Origin of the sequence: Microbacterium suwonense (assembly GCF_030296555.1) — a bacterium.
Taxonomy (GTDB): domain Bacteria; phylum Actinomycetota; class Actinomycetes; order Actinomycetales; family Microbacteriaceae; genus Microbacterium; species Microbacterium suwonense.
The window spans coordinates 676,170-692,208 of record NZ_AP027728.1 but is presented as its reverse complement, the minus strand read 5'-3'; the positions used below and the strand labels follow the sequence as shown (position 1 = coordinate 692,208).

Below are 16,039 nucleotides of genomic sequence, written 5' to 3'. Positions count from 1 at the left end.
CGTTCGTCAGGGGGAAAACGGCCGAAGGGCCAGCATCCCAGTATAGGTCGACTCCCCCGCAAGACCCCTCTGAGGTATGACGTGGTCGATACCCCGGAGTGATGTGCGCCCACGCAGCACATCCTTAGGTTCTACGGGTGGACATCGTAAACGAGCTCATCCTGCAGGCGTCATCATCTCCCTGGCTTTACCTGGTGATGTTCGCGACGGCGGTGATCGACGGATTCTTCCCCCGATTCCGAGCGAGACCGTGCTGGTAGCAGCCGCGGCCCTGGCCGTGTCCTCCGGCGAGCCGAACCTCGTGCTGCTGTGCGCGGTCGCTTCGGTCGGCGCGGCGATCGGCGACAACATCGCCTACGCCATCGGTCGCTCGGTGGGAACCAGTCGCTTCGCCTGGCTGCGCCGCCCTCGTGTCGTGAGCGCGTTCGAGTGGGCGCAGCGCTCGCTCGACCGACACGGGGCCGTCCTCATCCTTGGCGCACGGTACATTCCCGTCGGCCGGGTCGCCGTGAACATGTCCGCCGGGGCGCTGGGATATCCGCGGCGCCGGTTCCTTCCCGTCAGTGCCGCCGCGGCGCTGACCTGGTCGGCATACAGCGCAGGAATCGGGCTGCTGGCTGGACACTGGCTGAGCGGACAGCCGCTGCTGAGCGCGGTCCTCGGCGTGGTGCTGGCCCTCGCAGTCGGAATCATCATCGATCGTGTGAATGCCGTGCTCCGTAGGCGGCGCGCATCCCACATCGTCCAGACGGCTGAGGCGACGCAGACGGATCCCATCCGTGTGGAGGTGGGATGATGGCTTCCATGCCGAAGGAGAAGCGCCGCAAGCCGGAGAAGCCACGGCGCCCGTCTGCATGGTGGCGCGATCGCAACACCATGACCACCGTCGTGCTCGGGACGGTGGCCGTCGCCCTGTACTGCGTGATGGTGCCGATCCACGCCGCCGTGTACGGCAGCAACACCGCGACCACGATCGTCTTCACGGCCGCAGCCGTCGGCGCGCCGCTCATCGCGCTCCGACATCCGAACATCGCCACCGCGATGTTCACGATCGCCGCTCTGGCCCTCGCCCTGCTCATCCCGAGCGAGAGCACCGCCATCGGTCTCTGGCCGTGGACGGTACCGCTGCTGATAGCCTTCGCCGTGGCCGTGGCCGTGCTGACCATCGGGCATGGCTGGCGACGCGGTCTAGCGCTGTACCTGCTCGGATCCCTCGCCGGGGTGATCGCTTCCGCAATCGTCCCTGCGGCGCCGAGCGGCAATTCTCTGATCATCACGACCTCGATCGTCGGCACCGTACTGCTCGCGGCGACTCTGCTCGCAGGACGGCTGCGTGTCGGAGCCGAGCTGAGCCGTGAGCGCCAGGTCTCGGCCGAGGAGCAACAGCGCCGGCTGCAGATCGAGGAGCGCACGCGCATCGCCCGCGAGCTGCACGACGTCGTCGCCCACAGCATGTCCGTGATCCAGGTCCAGGCGTCGACGGCCCGCTACCGCCTGCCCGATCTGCCCGAGGTCGCCATCGCGGAGTTCGAGGACGTCGCCGCCACCGCACGAGGGTCGCTGACCGAGATGCGTCGGCTGCTGGGGGTGCTGCGCACCGAGGATCAGCCGACCGAGCTCGCCCCTCAGCAGGGCATCGAGGATGTGCCGGCGCTCGTCGACAGCATCCGCCGCGCCGGGGCCGATGTCGCTCTCGAGCTCATCGCCGCAAATCTGTCCGCCGTGCCGGCCGGCGTGCAGATCACCGCCTTCCGCCTCGTGCAGGAGGCTCTGAGCAATGCGGTGCGGCACGCACCGGGGTCGGCGATCTCCGTTCGCATCGGCATGGACACCGAGGCGGTGCGCATCCGCGTTCACAACACGACGGCGGAGCGGCCCGCACCCGACTCACCGGAAGGTCACGGCCTGCGCGGCATGCGGGAGCGGGTCGCCCTCGTCGAGGGTACGCTGGAGGTCGGCCCGGACCCGGAGGGCGGCTGGACGGTCGCCGCGGTCATCCCGTGGCTGCACAATCAGGAGAACGCGTGACGATCGAGGTGCTCATCGCCGACGACCAGGCGATGGTCCGCGCCGGGTTCGCGGCACTGCTCGACGCCCACGAGGGGATCACCGTCACCGGTCGCGCCGCCGACGGCCTGGAGGCGGTCTCGCTGTCCGCGCGGTTGGACCCGGATGTGATCCTGATGGACGTGCGGATGCCGGAGCTCGACGGCATCGAGGCAACGCGACGCATCCTCAGTCCCGCCTACCCTGCGGCGAAGACGCCGAAGATCCTCATGCTCACCACGTTCGACATCGACGATTACGTGTACGACGCCCTGCAGGCAGGAGCGAGCGGGTTCCTGCTCAAGGACGCGCTGCCGGAAGAGCTGGTGCACGCCGTGCGCGTGATCGCCGCCGGGGATGCTCTGCTGGCCCCACGCGTGACCCGAATGATGATCGAGCACTTCGCCGCTCGCCGACCGCGCGCGCCGCAGGCGCGGGCGCGGCTGAACGAGCTCACCGAACGGGAGCTCGAGGTGCTCACCCTCATCGGACGAGGGCGCTCGAACGCAGAGATCGGCGCGGAGCTGTTCATCGCCGAGCAGACAGTGAAGACGCATGTCGGCAAGGTGTTCGCCAAGCTCGGCCTGCGCGACCGGGTGCACGCCGTCATCCTCGCCTACGACGCCGGTCTGGTCGAGCCCGCCTGAATCCCGACCGCGCCGACGCACCCGCGGTATGACCGAAGTCGACCCCGTGGGGTGATGTCCGGTGCACCATCGTGTCCATAGCCTCTCGGAGACGAACCAGGAGGCCTCATGCCCATCATCTCTCCGAGCCGCGACAGCGCGGTCGACCTCGCCCGCGCCCTGTGCATCCTGGGAGTGGTGGTGCTGCACTCGCTCATGGTGGGGGTGACGCTCTCGCCCGCGGGGCCGGTGTTCGCGAACGCCGGTGAGAGTGGCGGCTGGCTGGTGCCGGTGAGCTGGGTGCTGCAGGTGATGCCGCTGTTCTTCGTCATCGGCGGGTTCTCGGGCCTGACCGCGCTGCGCGCTCTGCGCCGACGGGGTGGCTCTGCGGCCGGATTCGCCGCGGCGCGGGTGCGGCGGCTGCTCGTGCCCGCAATCGCCGCCGTGGGCGCCGCCGGAGCCCTGCTGGCTCTGCTGGCGGATGCCGGCGTGGCGGCGGACCTGATCGAACTCGCCGGATTCCGCTTCGGCCAGCCGCTGTGGTTCCTGGGGGTGTTCCTGCTGTGCCAGGGGCTGCTCCCCGTCATGGCGCGGCTGCACGACACGGCGCCGGTGCGCTCGATCGCGATGCTCGCCGCGATCTCTCTGGCCGTGGACACGGCACGGTCGATCAGCGGGATCGACGGCATCGGCTTCCTGAATCTCCTGTTCGTGTGGCTCACCCTGCAGCAGCTGGGCTTCCTGCTCGCCGATGGGCGGATCGATGCGCTCTCGACGCGCGTTCGCACCGTGGTCGCGGCCGGTGCGGTGGCCGCCCTGCTGGTGTCATTCATGTCGGGCTTCCACTCCCCGATCTCATTGCCAACACCAACCCGCCCACGACAGCGCTGCTGCTGGTCGGCGTCGTCCACACCGCCCTCTTCTCGGTGCTTCGGCCGCGACTGCGTGCCATCGCCTCGACGCACGCGATCTCGGCGTTCACACGATTCGTCTCCACCCGGGCGATGACCATCTACCTCTGGCACATGCCGGTGCTGCTGACACTCGCGGGCGTCACCGCGCTGGTCGGCATGGGAGCTGCGGTGCCGCTGCCCGAGCCGGCCTCCCTCGAATGGTGGCTCACCCGTCCGCTGTGGCTCCTGTGCACGCTGACGGCGACCGCACTGCTGTCGTTCCGGCTGGCGCGTCTGGAGATCAGCTCTCCCCCACGCGGCACAGGGCCGGGTCTGGGAGCCGTGACCGCGGGGCGTGCAGCCGCAGGTGTGATCGTCGGCGCATCGGCCGTGGTGCTCCTCCTCGTCGCCGGGACGTCACCGGCGACCGCGGCGATCGCGGTCGGATGCTGGCTGCTGGCACTGCGTCTGGCCACGCGCCCCATCGGGGCGAGTCGGCCCGGTCCCGTTCTCGTGGGGGCGGACGGACGGGGTCGCTGACGCTCATCAGGCGAAGTACAGCTCGTGATGGCGTACGCATCCGGGATTGAACCCTGCCCCGCACGCCGGGCACGCCGCCGCAGCTCGATACTGCGAGATGGACATCGTGCGGGCGCACACCCCGCAGATCGCCGCCTGAACGCTGCCGTCCTGAGGCTCCCACACCATACGGGGATGCGTGACGGAATCGTCATGGCAGTGCACACAGGGGTACCAGTCACCGCAGCAGCGAAACCGCAGCGCGACCACGTCGAGATCGCTGTGATAGTGCGTGCACCGCGTCTGGTCGTCGACGACGGCGCCGCGCACGATCCGCCCGCCGACCGCGATCATGCGGCGATCCCACGCGCGGCCAGGGCGTCGCCGACGTCGTCGGCATGCTTCATCGTCAGCACCAGCAGCGGCAGCACGGCGCGCGGGCCGAGCCGCACCCCCGCGCCCGCTGCGCGTCGCGCACCTGGGCCGCGAACCCGGCGATGACCGGGATCATCGCGATCGTCAGCGACAGAGTCAGCGCCACTGCCTCTGGGTTCACCCGCATCCGCCGAAGCGGCTGCAGCAGCATGCGGAACACCTCAAGCAGGTCTCCCATCCTCGTGGTGCGGGTGACGAGCTCCGCAAGCAGCAGCAGTGCGACGACCCGGCCGGTGCTGATCACCGCGTTGTGCGGCGAGGTGAACAGCCACAGCGCACCCGCGAGCACGAGGATCAGCCACCGTAGCCGCCACCAGGCATCGCCCAGTGCGCGCAACGGCAGCGCGGCAACCGGATACAGCGCCGACACGGCGGCGAGCACGATGAGCGCACCGAGAACACCGGGCTGCAGCAGAGACAGCAGCAGGGCGAGGCAGGCAAGGGCTGCGAGCTTCACCCCCGCGGGCATCCGATGCAGGATGCCGTTCCCCGGCCGGTAGAGCGAGATCATATGCAGCTCCGCCGGTACTCATCGATCACCACAGCGGGCTCACCGACGGCGCGCACCGTGCCCCCTTCGAAAAGCACGGCCTCGTCACAGCGCGCGGCCAGCTCCAGGTCATGCGTCACCAGGACGAGCGGCACGTCCAGACCGAGCAGCAGATCGCCGATCCGTCGGGCGTTGCGCAGATCCAGGAGCGTGGTCGGCTCGTCGGCCACCACCAGACCCGGCTCAGTCGCCAGCACGGATGCGATCGCCAGCAGCTGCCGCTGCCCTCCGGAGAGCCCAGAGACGGGCACGTCGGCCCGGTCTGCGAGTCCGTAGCGCTCCAGGATCTCCGTGATGCGAGTCGCGCGCTCATTCCGCGGTACATCCGTCAGCGACAACGCGAGATCCTCGGCGGGCGTGGGCATCAGGATCTGCGCTTCGGGGTTCGTGAACACGAAGCCGACGTGCCGACGCAGTGCTGCGGCGTCGCGGACGGGGTCGAGTCCATGCACGATCAGGCTGCCTGCCGTGGGGGTGCGCAGCCCGTTCAGCATCCGTGCAAACGTGGACTTTCCCGAGCCGTTCGCACCGATGATCGCGATGCGGCCGGCTCCCAACCGCAGGTTCACATCGTGGACGAGCGCGATGCCGTCGATGTCGAGCCCGACGCCCTCGCAGCTGATCGTGCTGCCGCTGGCTGCGGGCTCAGGCCGCACGTGCTGCCTGTCTCGTCGGGGCCGGGAACGCACGCGGGTAGGCGCGGCGCAGCGCGACGGTCAGCGCCACGGCGACGCCCGCCTTGAGCAGGTCGCCGGGCAGGAACACCAGGCTGGAGACGATCGTGGGGCCGATGGGCACCCCGGTGACCATCGCCTGCACCGGGATCCCGAACAGGTACACGACCCCGATTCCGCCGATCAGTGCGGCCAGGCCGGCTCGCCACCAGCTGAACCGACCGCGATGCGCGATCAGTCCGATCACGATGACCGCCGCGACCCACCCGAGCAGGTACCCCGCTGTCGGGCCGAGGAAGACTCCCAGGCCGCCGCGTCCGCCGGCGAGCACGGGCAGGCCCGCGGCCGCGAGTGCGAGCACCACCAGGATGGCAAGCGGAGCGCGCCGTGCTCCGAGCACCAGCCCGGCGAGCATCACCCCGAGCGTCTGGGCGGTGATCGGCACGCCGCCCGGCACCGGGACGATGATCGTACCGAGCACCACGATCAACGCGGCGAAGACGGCGATGCGGGCGAGGTCGGCGCCGAGCGGGCGGGGGAATCGGTCATCGGGGCTCCTTCCGAGCGAGGACGTACTCGTCCTGAACACTGTTCACCTGAACGCTGTTCACTATACTGGTCGCATGCCTCCCGCACGACATGACCGTCACAGCGTGGTCGACGCCGCCCTTCGGCTTCTCGACGACGTCGGTCTTCCCGATCTGTCGATGCGTCGTCTCGCGACGGAGCTCGAGGTGCAGCCCAGTGCACTGTATTGGCACTTCTCCAGCAAGCAGGAGCTGTTGGCGGCCGTCGCCGATCGCATCCTCGCGACGGTCCCCGAGCCGGATCCGGCACTGCCGCTGACCCAGGTCGCCGTGGCGATCCGCGATGCGCTGCTCGCCTTCCGCGACGGCGCCGAGGTCGTGATGAGCACCTACGCCCTGCGGCTGGGCGCCCGGCGTGCCCAGGACTCCCTGCTGGCGGCACTGGGCGGGACGAGCACGGCCGACGAGTCGGCGGCTGATGCGATCTTCGAGTTCATCCTCGGACACTCCATGCTGCTGCAGCAGCGTATGCACGCGCAGAGCATCGGCGCCGTCCTGGCGGATGCCGCAGATCCGACGGCGCGGTCCGAAGACGTGTTCGCCGCCGGCATCGGAGCGTTCGCCGCGCTCAGCGTCCGGCATTCCCCATCCTGAGCCCAGGAAGCAGCGAGAGAGTCAGCAGCACCGCCGACATCGTGTACACGGTGATGTACCCGGAGCCGGCGATCGGCAGGAACGCGAACCCGAGGCCCGCCACGGCGATCGTCACGGCCGATCCCGTCGAGTCGGCGATCGACAGCGCCGAGGAGTTGAACCCCTCGTTCGCGGTCGTCGAGTACGCCAGCGTCAGCACCGTCAGTCGCGGGTAGAGCAGCCCCATCCCCGCGCCGGCCAGACCCCACGCGACCACGACGACCCAGGGGTCGGCCGCGATGAAGCTGACGACGAGCACACCGACGACACCGATGAGGATCAGCAGCACGGCGATCCACGCGATCCTCGTGCTGCCGAGACGGTCGCCGAACCTGCCCTGCACGGCTGAGGCGCTCGACCAGCCGATGGCGGCGAGGGTCAACGCGAGACCTGCGACCGTCGGCGAGAAGCCGAAGCGATCGATGAGCAGCTTCGGAACGTATGCCTCGGCGGCGAAGAAGGCTCCCGCCGCGACACCGCGCATCAGCACGACGCTGGGCAGACCGCGCGCGGCGCGAAGCGTTCCCCTTGGCAGCAGCGGCAGCAGCGCTATGGCGATCACAGCCACCGCTCCCAGTGCGACCGGGCCTCCCAGCCCTGCGGGCGCGTCGGCCGCGAAGCCGACGACCACCGCGCACACCGCCACGATCACCGCCAGCAGCATCCGCACCGCCACGCCCCCACGATGACCCGGCTGCACCGCCGCCGCAGCGGCGGGTGCGTCGTCTCCGGCATCCGCGGTCAGGGACACGCCACGCAGTCGTGTCGCGACCAGCGCGAACGCCGCCGCCGTCAGAACCGCGACACCGAGGAACGCCCACCGCCAGTGCAAGAGCTCCGCCACCGCTCCGGCCAGGAACGGTCCGACCATCGACGGCACCACCCAGGCGGCGGCATAGGCGGCGAAGACCGGGCCGTGCAGCTGCGGCGGATAGATGCGCGCCACCACGACGTACAGGGCGACGGTCTGGCCACCCGCGCCGAGACCCTGGATGAGCCGACCGAGGATGAAGGTGTGCATGTCGAGGGCGAAGCCTGAGACGAGCAGCCCCACCGCGAACAGCACGACAGCGGTGTACAGCGGTGCGCGCGGCCCGGAGAGGTCGCTCCAGGCGCCCACGCCCACCATGCCGATGACGCCGGTGGCGAGGGTGGCGGAGAACGCCACAGCGAACAGTGCCTCGCCATGCAGGTCGGCGGCGACCACGGGCATCACGGTGGTGACGGCCAGAGACTCGAGGGCGGCCAGGAAGATCAGCACCACGGTGCCGATGGTGATCCCGAGACGACCGCGGTCCCAGATCGTCGGGGCGGCGGTGCTCACCCCCGTGCCGCGGAGATCGTCGCACGCGCACGCGCGATGCGCTCGACGGCCTCGGTGAGGATCTCCGGGCTCGTGCCGAAGTTCAGCCGCACATGCCCCGCACCCTCAGCACCGAATGCGGGCCCGAAGTGCAGTGCGACCCTCGCCTGCCGCAGGATCTGCTTGGAGGGGTTCGGCCCCCAACCCAGCCCGGTGAGGTCCATCCAGGCCAGATAGCCGGCATCCGGCATCCGGTAGCGCGCCTCGGGCAGGTGCGTGGCGAGCAACGCGCCGAGCAGCCTGCGGTTCTCATCCAGCGTCACCAGCAGCCCGTCGAGCCAGTCGTCGCTCTCGGGTGTGAACGCCGCCACGGCCGCGAGCATCCCGAACTGCCCGGTGCGCCATTCCACCTCGATGGGCAGCGAGCGCAGCACCGCCGTCGTCTCATCGGATGCCGAGATCATCAGCGCGCACTTGAGGCCGGCGAGGTTGAACGCCTTGCTGGCGCTGGTCACGACGTAGCCGATGCGCTGCGCGGCATCGCCGCTGGCCAGGAACGGCGTGAACGGCACCCCGGGCTGAGTGAGCGGGGCATGGATCTCATCCGAGATCACGGCCGCGCCATGCTGTTCCGCGAGGCGGGCGACGGCGTCCAGACTCTGGGCGGAGGGCACGGAGCCGGTGGGGTTGTGCGGGTTGCAGAGCAGCACGGCACGGGCGCCGTCAGCGAGAGCCCGCTCGATGCCCTCGAGATCGAGCTCCCAGCTCTCGCCGGTGTCGCGCAGCGGCACGCGCTGGACGATGCCACCGGCTTCTTCGATCAGGTCGAAGAACGGCGGGTAGATCGGCGGGTTGACGATCACTCGTTCTCCCGGCTCGATGACTCGGCGCAGGATCTCGACGATCCCCATGCTCACATCGGCGGTGGAGCGGATGCGGGCGGGATCGACGGTCCAGCCGAATCGGCGCTGTGCGAATCCGGCATACGCGGCGGCCAGTGGAGTGCGCGACGCCACGTAGCCGGTGTCGCCGTCGCGGACGGCGCGCTCCAGCGCCTCGGTGACAGCCGGTGCGAGCGGGAAGTCGGTCTCCGCGACGAACAACGGCAGCACGTCGTCGGGATACTCCCGCCATTTCTCACTGCTGCGTTCGCGCAACTGCGCGAGTGGCAGCGCCCGCACCGGCGTCACCATGCTTCAGAGCTCGCCTCTCAGATGGCGAAGCCGAGCGCGCGCATCATGTCGCGCCCGTCGTCGGTGATCTTCTCCGGACCCCACGGCGGCATCCACACCCAGTTGATGCGGAAGCGATCCACCACGGAATCCAGCGCCTGGGCGGTCTGCTCCTCGATCACATCCGTCAGCGGACACCCGGCGCTCGTGAGCGTCATGTGGATGACGAGGGCATCGTTCTCGTCATCCCAAGCGAGATCGTAGATCAGCCCCAGGTCGACGATGTTGATCCCGAGCTCGGGGTCCATGACGTCCTTGAGCGCTTCGGTGACGTCCTCGTACTTCTCGTCGGTCAGCGTTGCGGTCATGACCTCAGCCTACGCTTCAATGGGCGCAGAGGGGTCGAGGAAGCGGTCGTAGCCTTCCTCCTCGAGACGGTCGGCCAGCTCGGGCCCACCCTCCTCGACGATCTTCCCCTTGACGACGACGTGCACGAACTGCGGACGGATATACCGCAGGATGCGGGTGTAGTGCGTGATCAGCAGCACGCCGAGGTTGGTGGCCTCCTTGGCGCGGTTGACCCCCTCGGAGACGATCTTCAGCGCGTCGACGTCGAGACCGGAGTCGGTCTCGTCGAGCACCGCGAACTTCGGCTTGAGCACCTCGAGCTGAAGGATCTCATGACGCTTCTTCTCGCCACCCGAGAAGCCCTCGTTGACGTTGCGCTGCGCGAACCCGGATCCATGCGCAGATTGGTCATCGACGTCTTGACGTCCTTGGTCCACTGCCGGATCGACGGAGCCTCGCCGTCGAGCGCGGTCTTCGCGGTGCGCAGGAAGTTCGTCACCGTGACGCCGGGGATCTCCACCGGGTACTGCATCGCCAGGAACAGCCCGGCACGGGCGCGCTCGTCGACAGTCATCGACAGCACGTCCTCCCCATCGAAGGTGATGGTGCCCTGGGTGACGGTGTACTTCGGGTGACCGGCGATCGTGTAGGCGAGGGTCGACTTGCCGGAGCCGTTGGGCCCCATGATGGCGTGTGTCTCGCCGGTGTTGATGGTCAGGTCGATGCCGTTGAGGATCGGCGTCGCGCCCTGATCGGTCTCGACCGTCACGTGCAGGTCGCGGATCTCGAGAACAGACATTCAGACTTCCTTAAGGACAGTGGGGTCGATGAGCACGTCGTCGCCGTCGATCTGGACGACATAGACCGGGACGGGCTCGTAAGCGGGGAGGTTGAGGGGCTGGCCGGTGATCAGCGAGAAGCGTGAGCCATGAGCCCAGCACTCCAGCGTCTCTCCTTCGACGAAGCCCTCGGACAGCGAGATGTCGCCATGCGTGCAGCGGTCGCCGATCGCGTGGATCTCGTCGTTCGAGTCCCGAACGATCGCGATGGCCACACCGTCGAGTTCGACGCGCAGCGGGGTATCCATCTCCAGCTCGCTGGCACTGCAGGCGCGCTGTGCGCTCACGCGGTCACCCCCACGAGCTCGGCGTCGATGGCGGCCAGCAGCTCCTCCTGGAGGGAGGGGATGCGGATGCGTTGCACGATCTCGGTGAGGAAGCCGAGCACCACCAGACGACGTGCCTCCTCCTCGGAGATGCCACGGGTCTGCAGGTAGAACAGCTGCTCGTCATCGAAACGACCGGTCGCGCTGGCATGACCGGCGCCGACGATGTCCCCGGTCTCGATCTCGAGATTCGGGATGGAATCGGCGCGCGCGCCCTCGCTGAGCACGAGGTTGCGGTTCGCCTCATAGGAGTCGGTGCCGGTGGCATCCGGGCCGATCAGCACGTCGCCGATCCACACGCTGTGCGCGCTCGCACCGTTCAGCGCACCCTTGTAGAGCACATCGCCAACCGTGTGCGCACCCTTGTGATGCAGGTACACCTGACTCTCCAAGTGCTGACCGGCATCAGCGAACGAGAGACCGTAGAGGTTTCCCTGTGCCCCGGTGCCGGAGAGCTCCACGTTCGGGTTGACGCGCACCACACCGCCGCCGAAGCTGACCACGAAGTGCGTGAACTGCGCGTCGCGATCAACCCGTGCCTGATGTGCGGCGGAGTGGATGGCATCATCCTTCCACTGCTGCACGGTCACGAGCGTGAGCTGGGCACCGTCGCGCACGATGATCTCGACGTTCTGCGCGTACTGCGCGGTGCCGGAGTGGCGCAAGACGACCGTGGCCTTGCTGTTCGGCTGCGCCTCGACCACCAGGTGAGCGTCCGCACGGCCACCCGTGCCGTCGATCTGCACGATGATCGGCTCGTCGACCTCCTCCTCACTCGGGATGCTCAGATGCAGGGCATCCGTCGACCCCTGCCAGGCCACCGCCGAGATGAGGTCCTCGGGTGTGAAGAACTCGCCGCGAGGCGCCGTCCCGCGAGCGAGCGCGGGCAGGACGTACTGTTCGTGGCTGATCGTGTACGTCACTCCGTCGCCGCCGGGCACCGGCTCGAACAGCGATTTCAGCTGCGCGACCGGCGTGTGCTTCCAGTTGACCTCGCGTCCAGTGGGGATGCCGAAGTCAGCGGGTTCGAAGGACCGCGGTCGCTCGGAGCGCGTCTGAACCGGGACGAAACCGGCATTCGCGAGCTGAGCGGCAGGGTCGATGTGCGCGTTCGTCTGCGGCGCCAGTGCAGGCGCCTGTGTGGGGGCCGCCATATCAGCCGACCGATCCTTCCATGCCCATCTCGATGAGCTTGTTCAATTCCATCGCGTACTCCATGGGCAGCTCGCGCGCGATCGGCTCGATGAAGCCGCGCACGATCATCGCCATGGCCTCGGTCTCTTCGATGCCGCGCGACTGCAGATAGAACAGCTGCTCCGCGCTGACCTTCGAGACTGTGGCCTCATGGCCGAGCTGCACGTCGTCGACACGGATGTCGATCGACGGATAGGTGTCCGAGCGCGACTGCGTGTCGACGAGCAGAGCATCGCAGACCACCGAGTTGGAGGAGTGGTGCGCCGCCGGGTCGACGCGCACCTCTCCACGGTAGCCGGAGCGTCCGCCGCCGCGCGCGATCGACTTGGAGACGATCGAAGACTGCGTGTACGGCGCCTGGTGCACCATCTTGGCGCCGGCGTCCTGATGCTGACCGGGGCCGGCGAAGGCCACCGACAGTGTCTCGCCCTTGGCGTGCTCGCCGACCAGGTAGATCGACGGGTACTTCATGGTGACCTTCGAGCCGATGTTGCCGTCGACCCACTCCATCGTCGCGCCCTCATGCGCCACGGCACGCTTGGTGACGAGGTTGTAGACGTTGTTGGACCAGTTCTGGATGGTCGTGTAGCGCACGCGTGCGTTCTTCTTCACGATGATCTCGACCACGGCCGAGTGCAGCGAGTCCGACTTGTAGATCGGCGCGGTGCAGCCCTCGATGTAGTGGACGTAGCTGTCCTCATCGGCGATGATCAGCGTGCGCTCGAACTGGCCCATGTTCTCGGTGTTGATCCGGAAGTACGCCTGCAGCGGGATCTCGACGTGCACGCCCTTGGGGACGTACACGAAGGAGCCACCCGACCACACCGCGGTGTTCAGCGCGGCGAACTTGTTGTCGCCGGCAGGGATCACAGTGCCGTAGTACTCCTCGAAGAACTCCGGGTGCTCGCGCAGCGCCGTGTCGGTGTCCATGAAGATGACGCCTTGCTCTTCGAGATCCGCACGGATCTGCCGGTAGACGACCTCCGACTCGTACTGCGCGGTCACGCCGGCGACCAGGCGCTGACGCTCGGCCTCGGGGATGCCGATGCGCTCGTAGGTCTCCTTGATCTCGTCCGGGAGGTCCTCCCAGGAGGTGGCCTGCTTCTCTGTGGAGCGCACGAAGTACTTGATGTTCTCGAAGTCGATCTCGCTGAGGTCGGCGCCCCAGGTCGGCATCGGCTTGCGATCGAAGAGGGCGAGTCCCTTGAGACGCGATTTGAGCATCCACTCGGGTTCGGCTTTCAGCGCCGAGATGTCGCGCACCACGGCTTCGGTGAGCCCACGTTTCGCGCTCGATCCGGCGGCGTCGCGATCGTGCCAGCCGAATTCGTACACCCCCAGACTGTCCAGCTCCGGGCGGTCGATCAGCACATCCGACATCACACTCTCCTCTAACGGGCCTCAACGGTGTCATCCGCCCCGACACACCTGATCTCCGTCGAGTCTGCGGAGATCGGGTGCCGCTGGTGGGCCCCATCATTCGGCGCTCACGTCGCGCCTAAACTGTCTGTGAGGGACGTAGCGCACTGCGCGTCCATCACAACCATCCCGATTCTACAGGTTCGCTCTGACATCCGGGCCGTACCCGCTGCCGAGACCGAACCGGAGGACACATGCCCGGTAGCACTGCCCTGACCGCTTCCGTCACGCCCGACGCCTCCCCCGGGCTGACTTTCGGCCGTCCTCTCCGGGTGCTCGCCTGGCTGTCCTTCATCGCGGAGATCCTGATCATCGGCACCGGTGGCGCCGTGCGCCTGACCGGATCGGGACTCGGGTGCTCGGAATGGCCGCTGTGCACTCCCGAGTCCCTCGTGCCGATCCTTGAGGTTCAGGGCATCCACGGTGCCATCGAGTTCGGCAACCGCACCATGACCGGCGTGGTGGGCCTGCTCGCGCTCGCCGTGCTGATGTTCACGCTGCATGCCCTCAGCGGCCGTCGCCTGGTGGTGCGCGCCGTCTGGTTCGCGCTCGGCGGGATCGTGGTGGCCATCGGCGTGTACGCCGCGGCATCCGCTCTCGGCCTCCCCGCCGCCGCGCTCATGTCCACCGCGCTGCTCCTGGCTGTACTGATCGGCGCCGTCGACTCGCTCCGTCAGAACGCGCAGCGCCAGGACCTCGCCGTGCTCGCCTGGATCGTGCTGATCGGCGTGATGGCGCAGGCCGTGGTCGGAGGCTTCGCCGTGATCAGCGATCTGAACCCCTTTATCGTCGGGTTCCATTACACGGTGTCCCTGCTCCTGGTGTGCATCACCGCCCTGTTCCTCGTGCGTCTGGACTCCGCTCCCGGACCGCGTGAGCTCGTGGTCCCCGCCTGGTTCAGCGCGCTCTCGCATGCGACCGGGCTGGCCCTGGCCGCGACGATCGTCTTCGGCGTGCTCACCACGGGGTCGGGCCCGCACTCCGGCGATGCCGACATCAACATCCAGCGCACCGGCTTCGACGCCACCTGGTTCGCGCACGTGCACTCCTGGCCCGGCTATATCCTGGCGGCCCTCGTCCTGGTGCTCGCGGTCTCGGCCTGGATGCTGAAGCTGCCGCCGCACAGGTGGACGCTCGTGCTCGTCCTCGCGATCCTGGTGCAGGTCGTCGTCGGCGTGATTCAGGCCCGTACGGGGCTACCGCCGGTGTTCGTCGGCATCCACATGATCCTGGCTTCGCTGTCGGCAGCCGCGTACACCGTGCTGGTCACCAGGCTCAAGCGTCCTGTCGCCGCCTGAACCGCCCGGACGCGGGCGTCAGAATCGCGCGGGCGTCAGAACCCCACGGTCATCAGAACGGCAGCAGCGGGTCGACCGCGACCGCGAGGAAGATCAGGGTCAGGTACGTGATCGATGCGTGGAACACGCGCATCGGGCGCGGCTCCGTGCCCCGCAGCGCACGGTTGTACAGCCGGTGCGATTCGTAGATGAACCAGCCGCCGAACACCAGAGCGGATGCCGTGTAGACGATGCCCATCTGCGCGACCGGCACCAGCAGCAGTGAGCATGCGACGGTCGCCCATGCGTAGAGGATGACCTGCAACCCCACCTGCCAGGCCGAGCGAGTGACCCCGAGCATCGGCACGTCGACGTCGTCGTAGTCGTGCTTGTACTTCATCGACAGCGGCCAGTAGTGCGGCGGCGTCCAGAGGAACACCAGCACGAACAGCACGAGCGGCGGCCAGTCCAGCGACCCGGTGACCGCGCTCCAGCCGATCACGACGGGGAAGCAGCCCGCGATCCCGCCCCAGATGATGTTCTGCTCGGTGCGACGCTTGAGGATCATCGTGTAGATCACGACGTAGAAGAAGATGGCGACCGCCGACAGGGTCGCCGCCAGCCAGTTGGTGAACGCCAGCAGCCAGATCGTGGAGACGACCGCGAGGACCCAGGAGAACGCCAGCGCCCCGCGCGGAGACACCTCCCCCGTGACCAGCGGACGGTTCTCGGTGCGCTTCATGTGCACGTCGATGTCTCGATCGAGATACATGTTGAAGGATGCTGCGGACGCCGCACTCATCGCTCCGCCGAAGACCGTCGCGAACACGAGCCACAGGTCGGGCAGTCCGCCCTCCGCGAGGAACATGACCGGCACGGTCGAGACGAGCAGCAGCTCCATGACACGCGGCTTGGTGAGTGCGAAGTAGCCGCGCAGCTTCTGACCGAACGAGTATTCCGTCGTGGCGGTCTGCGATGTCGAAGAGATCGCGATCCCCTCCTTCTGAGCGCAAGCGGACACTCCTTCGAGTCTAGTGCGTGCGGCCTGTTGCACGAGCGCGACGGAAAGGGCTGACACCGTCCGAAATGCACCTTCGGCACGTGATAGAGCGCAGGTATGCTGAAAACCACTCGCGCGCCCGTTGCGCATCTCCGTGACGACGCGGAGCGCGCAGGAATACGGGCGCCTCCGGATGTG

Annotated in this window: 18 protein-coding genes and 1 pseudogene; 7 read left to right on the top strand and 12 right to left on the bottom strand. The window is 68.1% G+C overall.

Annotated features, from left to right (window positions below; genetic code table 11):
- Positions 1-250 precede the first annotated feature (250 nt).
- From QUE33_RS03495 to QUE33_RS03475, 5 genes are all read left to right on the top strand, one after another.
- Positions 251-796 carry a DedA family protein gene (locus QUE33_RS03495; RefSeq protein ID WP_286301961.1) on the top strand — a complete coding sequence of 182 codons (546 nt, stop codon included), beginning with the start codon at positions 251-253 and terminating at the stop codon, positions 794-796.
- Positions 797-804: 8 nt separating this feature from the next.
- On the top strand, positions 805-2,028 hold the full coding sequence (locus QUE33_RS03490) for a sensor histidine kinase (RefSeq protein ID WP_286301960.1): 1,224 nt from the start codon (positions 805-807) through the stop codon (positions 2,026-2,028).
- Entirely contained in the window at positions 2,025-2,693 is a 669-nt protein-coding gene (locus QUE33_RS03485) for a response regulator (protein WP_286301959.1), read from the top strand. Before QUE33_RS03490 ends, QUE33_RS03485 begins: the two co-directional genes overlap by 4 nt.
- Positions 2,694-2,801: 108 nt before the next feature.
- Complete coding sequence (locus tag QUE33_RS03480) at positions 2,802-3,680, top strand: acyltransferase family protein (protein ID WP_286301958.1); 879 nt, start codon at positions 2,802-2,804, stop codon at positions 3,678-3,680.
- The gene (locus tag QUE33_RS03475; protein WP_286301957.1) at positions 3,677-4,105 is read left to right on the top strand and encodes a hypothetical protein; all 429 of its coding nucleotides are present in this window, start codon (positions 3,677-3,679) and stop codon (positions 4,103-4,105) included. The genes QUE33_RS03480 and QUE33_RS03475 overlap by 4 nt, the downstream gene beginning before the upstream one ends.
- A gap of 6 nt (positions 4,106-4,111) precedes the next feature.
- On the opposite strand, the gene QUE33_RS03470 is transcribed toward QUE33_RS03475, so the two are convergent.
- From QUE33_RS03470 to QUE33_RS03455, 4 genes are read right to left on the bottom strand one after another with little or no spacing between them, the layout of a single operon-like run.
- Positions 4,112-4,438, bottom strand: a complete 327-nt coding sequence (locus QUE33_RS03470; RefSeq protein WP_286301956.1) for a CHY zinc finger protein — start codon at positions 4,436-4,438, stop codon at positions 4,112-4,114.
- A 55-nt stretch (positions 4,439-4,493) separates the two neighbouring features.
- Entirely contained in the window at positions 4,494-5,030 is a 537-nt protein-coding gene (locus QUE33_RS03465; protein WP_286301955.1) for a CbiQ family ECF transporter T component, read from the bottom strand.
- Entirely contained in the window at positions 5,027-5,725 is a 699-nt protein-coding gene (locus QUE33_RS03460) for an energy-coupling factor ABC transporter ATP-binding protein (RefSeq protein ID WP_286301954.1), read from the bottom strand. The genes QUE33_RS03465 and QUE33_RS03460 overlap by 4 nt, the downstream gene beginning before the upstream one ends.
- The gene (locus QUE33_RS03455) at positions 5,715-6,332 is read right to left on the bottom strand and encodes a biotin transporter BioY (RefSeq protein WP_434019612.1); all 618 of its coding nucleotides are present in this window, start codon (positions 6,330-6,332) and stop codon (positions 5,715-5,717) included. The genes QUE33_RS03460 and QUE33_RS03455 overlap by 11 nt, the downstream gene beginning before the upstream one ends.
- A gap of 34 nt (positions 6,333-6,366) precedes the next feature.
- Between QUE33_RS03455 and QUE33_RS03450 the strand changes: the two genes are divergently transcribed.
- The gene (locus QUE33_RS03450) at positions 6,367-6,924 is read left to right on the top strand and encodes a TetR family transcriptional regulator (protein ID WP_286301953.1); all 558 of its coding nucleotides are present in this window, start codon (positions 6,367-6,369) and stop codon (positions 6,922-6,924) included.
- On the opposite strand, the gene QUE33_RS03445 is transcribed toward QUE33_RS03450, so the two are convergent.
- The 7 genes and pseudogenes from QUE33_RS03445 to sufB form a co-directional block, all read right to left on the bottom strand.
- Positions 6,899-8,287, bottom strand: coding sequence for an MFS transporter (locus tag QUE33_RS03445; protein WP_286301952.1), 1,389 nt, complete (start codon positions 8,285-8,287; stop codon positions 6,899-6,901). The genes QUE33_RS03450 and QUE33_RS03445 overlap by 26 nt on opposite strands.
- Positions 8,284-9,459 (bottom strand): MalY/PatB family protein, encoded by a 1,176-nt coding sequence (locus QUE33_RS03440; protein ID WP_286301951.1) that lies wholly within the window; start codon positions 9,457-9,459, stop codon positions 8,284-8,286. Before QUE33_RS03440 ends, QUE33_RS03445 begins: the two co-directional genes overlap by 4 nt.
- 17 nt (positions 9,460-9,476) lie before the next feature.
- Positions 9,477-9,806, bottom strand: coding sequence for a metal-sulfur cluster assembly factor (locus tag QUE33_RS03435; RefSeq protein ID WP_286301950.1), 330 nt, complete (start codon positions 9,804-9,806; stop codon positions 9,477-9,479).
- A 9-nt stretch (positions 9,807-9,815) separates the two neighbouring features.
- Positions 9,816-10,585: pseudogene (gene sufC / locus QUE33_RS03430) on the bottom strand (Fe-S cluster assembly ATPase SufC).
- Positions 10,586-10,912, bottom strand: a complete 327-nt coding sequence (locus QUE33_RS03425) for a non-heme iron oxygenase ferredoxin subunit (protein ID WP_286301949.1) — start codon at positions 10,910-10,912, stop codon at positions 10,586-10,588.
- Complete coding sequence (sufD, locus tag QUE33_RS03420; protein WP_286301948.1) at positions 10,909-12,105, bottom strand: Fe-S cluster assembly protein SufD; 1,197 nt, start codon at positions 12,103-12,105, stop codon at positions 10,909-10,911. Before sufD ends, QUE33_RS03425 begins: the two co-directional genes overlap by 4 nt.
- Position 12,106: 1 nt before the next feature.
- Positions 12,107-13,525 (bottom strand): Fe-S cluster assembly protein SufB, encoded by a 1,419-nt coding sequence (gene sufB, locus QUE33_RS03415; protein ID WP_286301947.1) that lies wholly within the window; start codon positions 13,523-13,525, stop codon positions 12,107-12,109.
- Positions 13,526-13,758: 233 nt separating this feature from the next.
- Here sufB and QUE33_RS03410 point away from each other — a divergent pair, with 233 nt between their 5' ends.
- Positions 13,759-14,862 (top strand): COX15/CtaA family protein, encoded by a 1,104-nt coding sequence (locus tag QUE33_RS03410; RefSeq protein ID WP_286301946.1) that lies wholly within the window; start codon positions 13,759-13,761, stop codon positions 14,860-14,862.
- A 52-nt stretch (positions 14,863-14,914) separates the two neighbouring features.
- On the opposite strand, the gene QUE33_RS03405 is transcribed toward QUE33_RS03410, so the two are convergent.
- Positions 14,915-15,829, bottom strand: coding sequence for a heme o synthase (locus tag QUE33_RS03405; RefSeq protein WP_378760869.1), 915 nt, complete (start codon positions 15,827-15,829; stop codon positions 14,915-14,917).
- Positions 15,830-16,039: the final 210 nt, after the last annotated feature.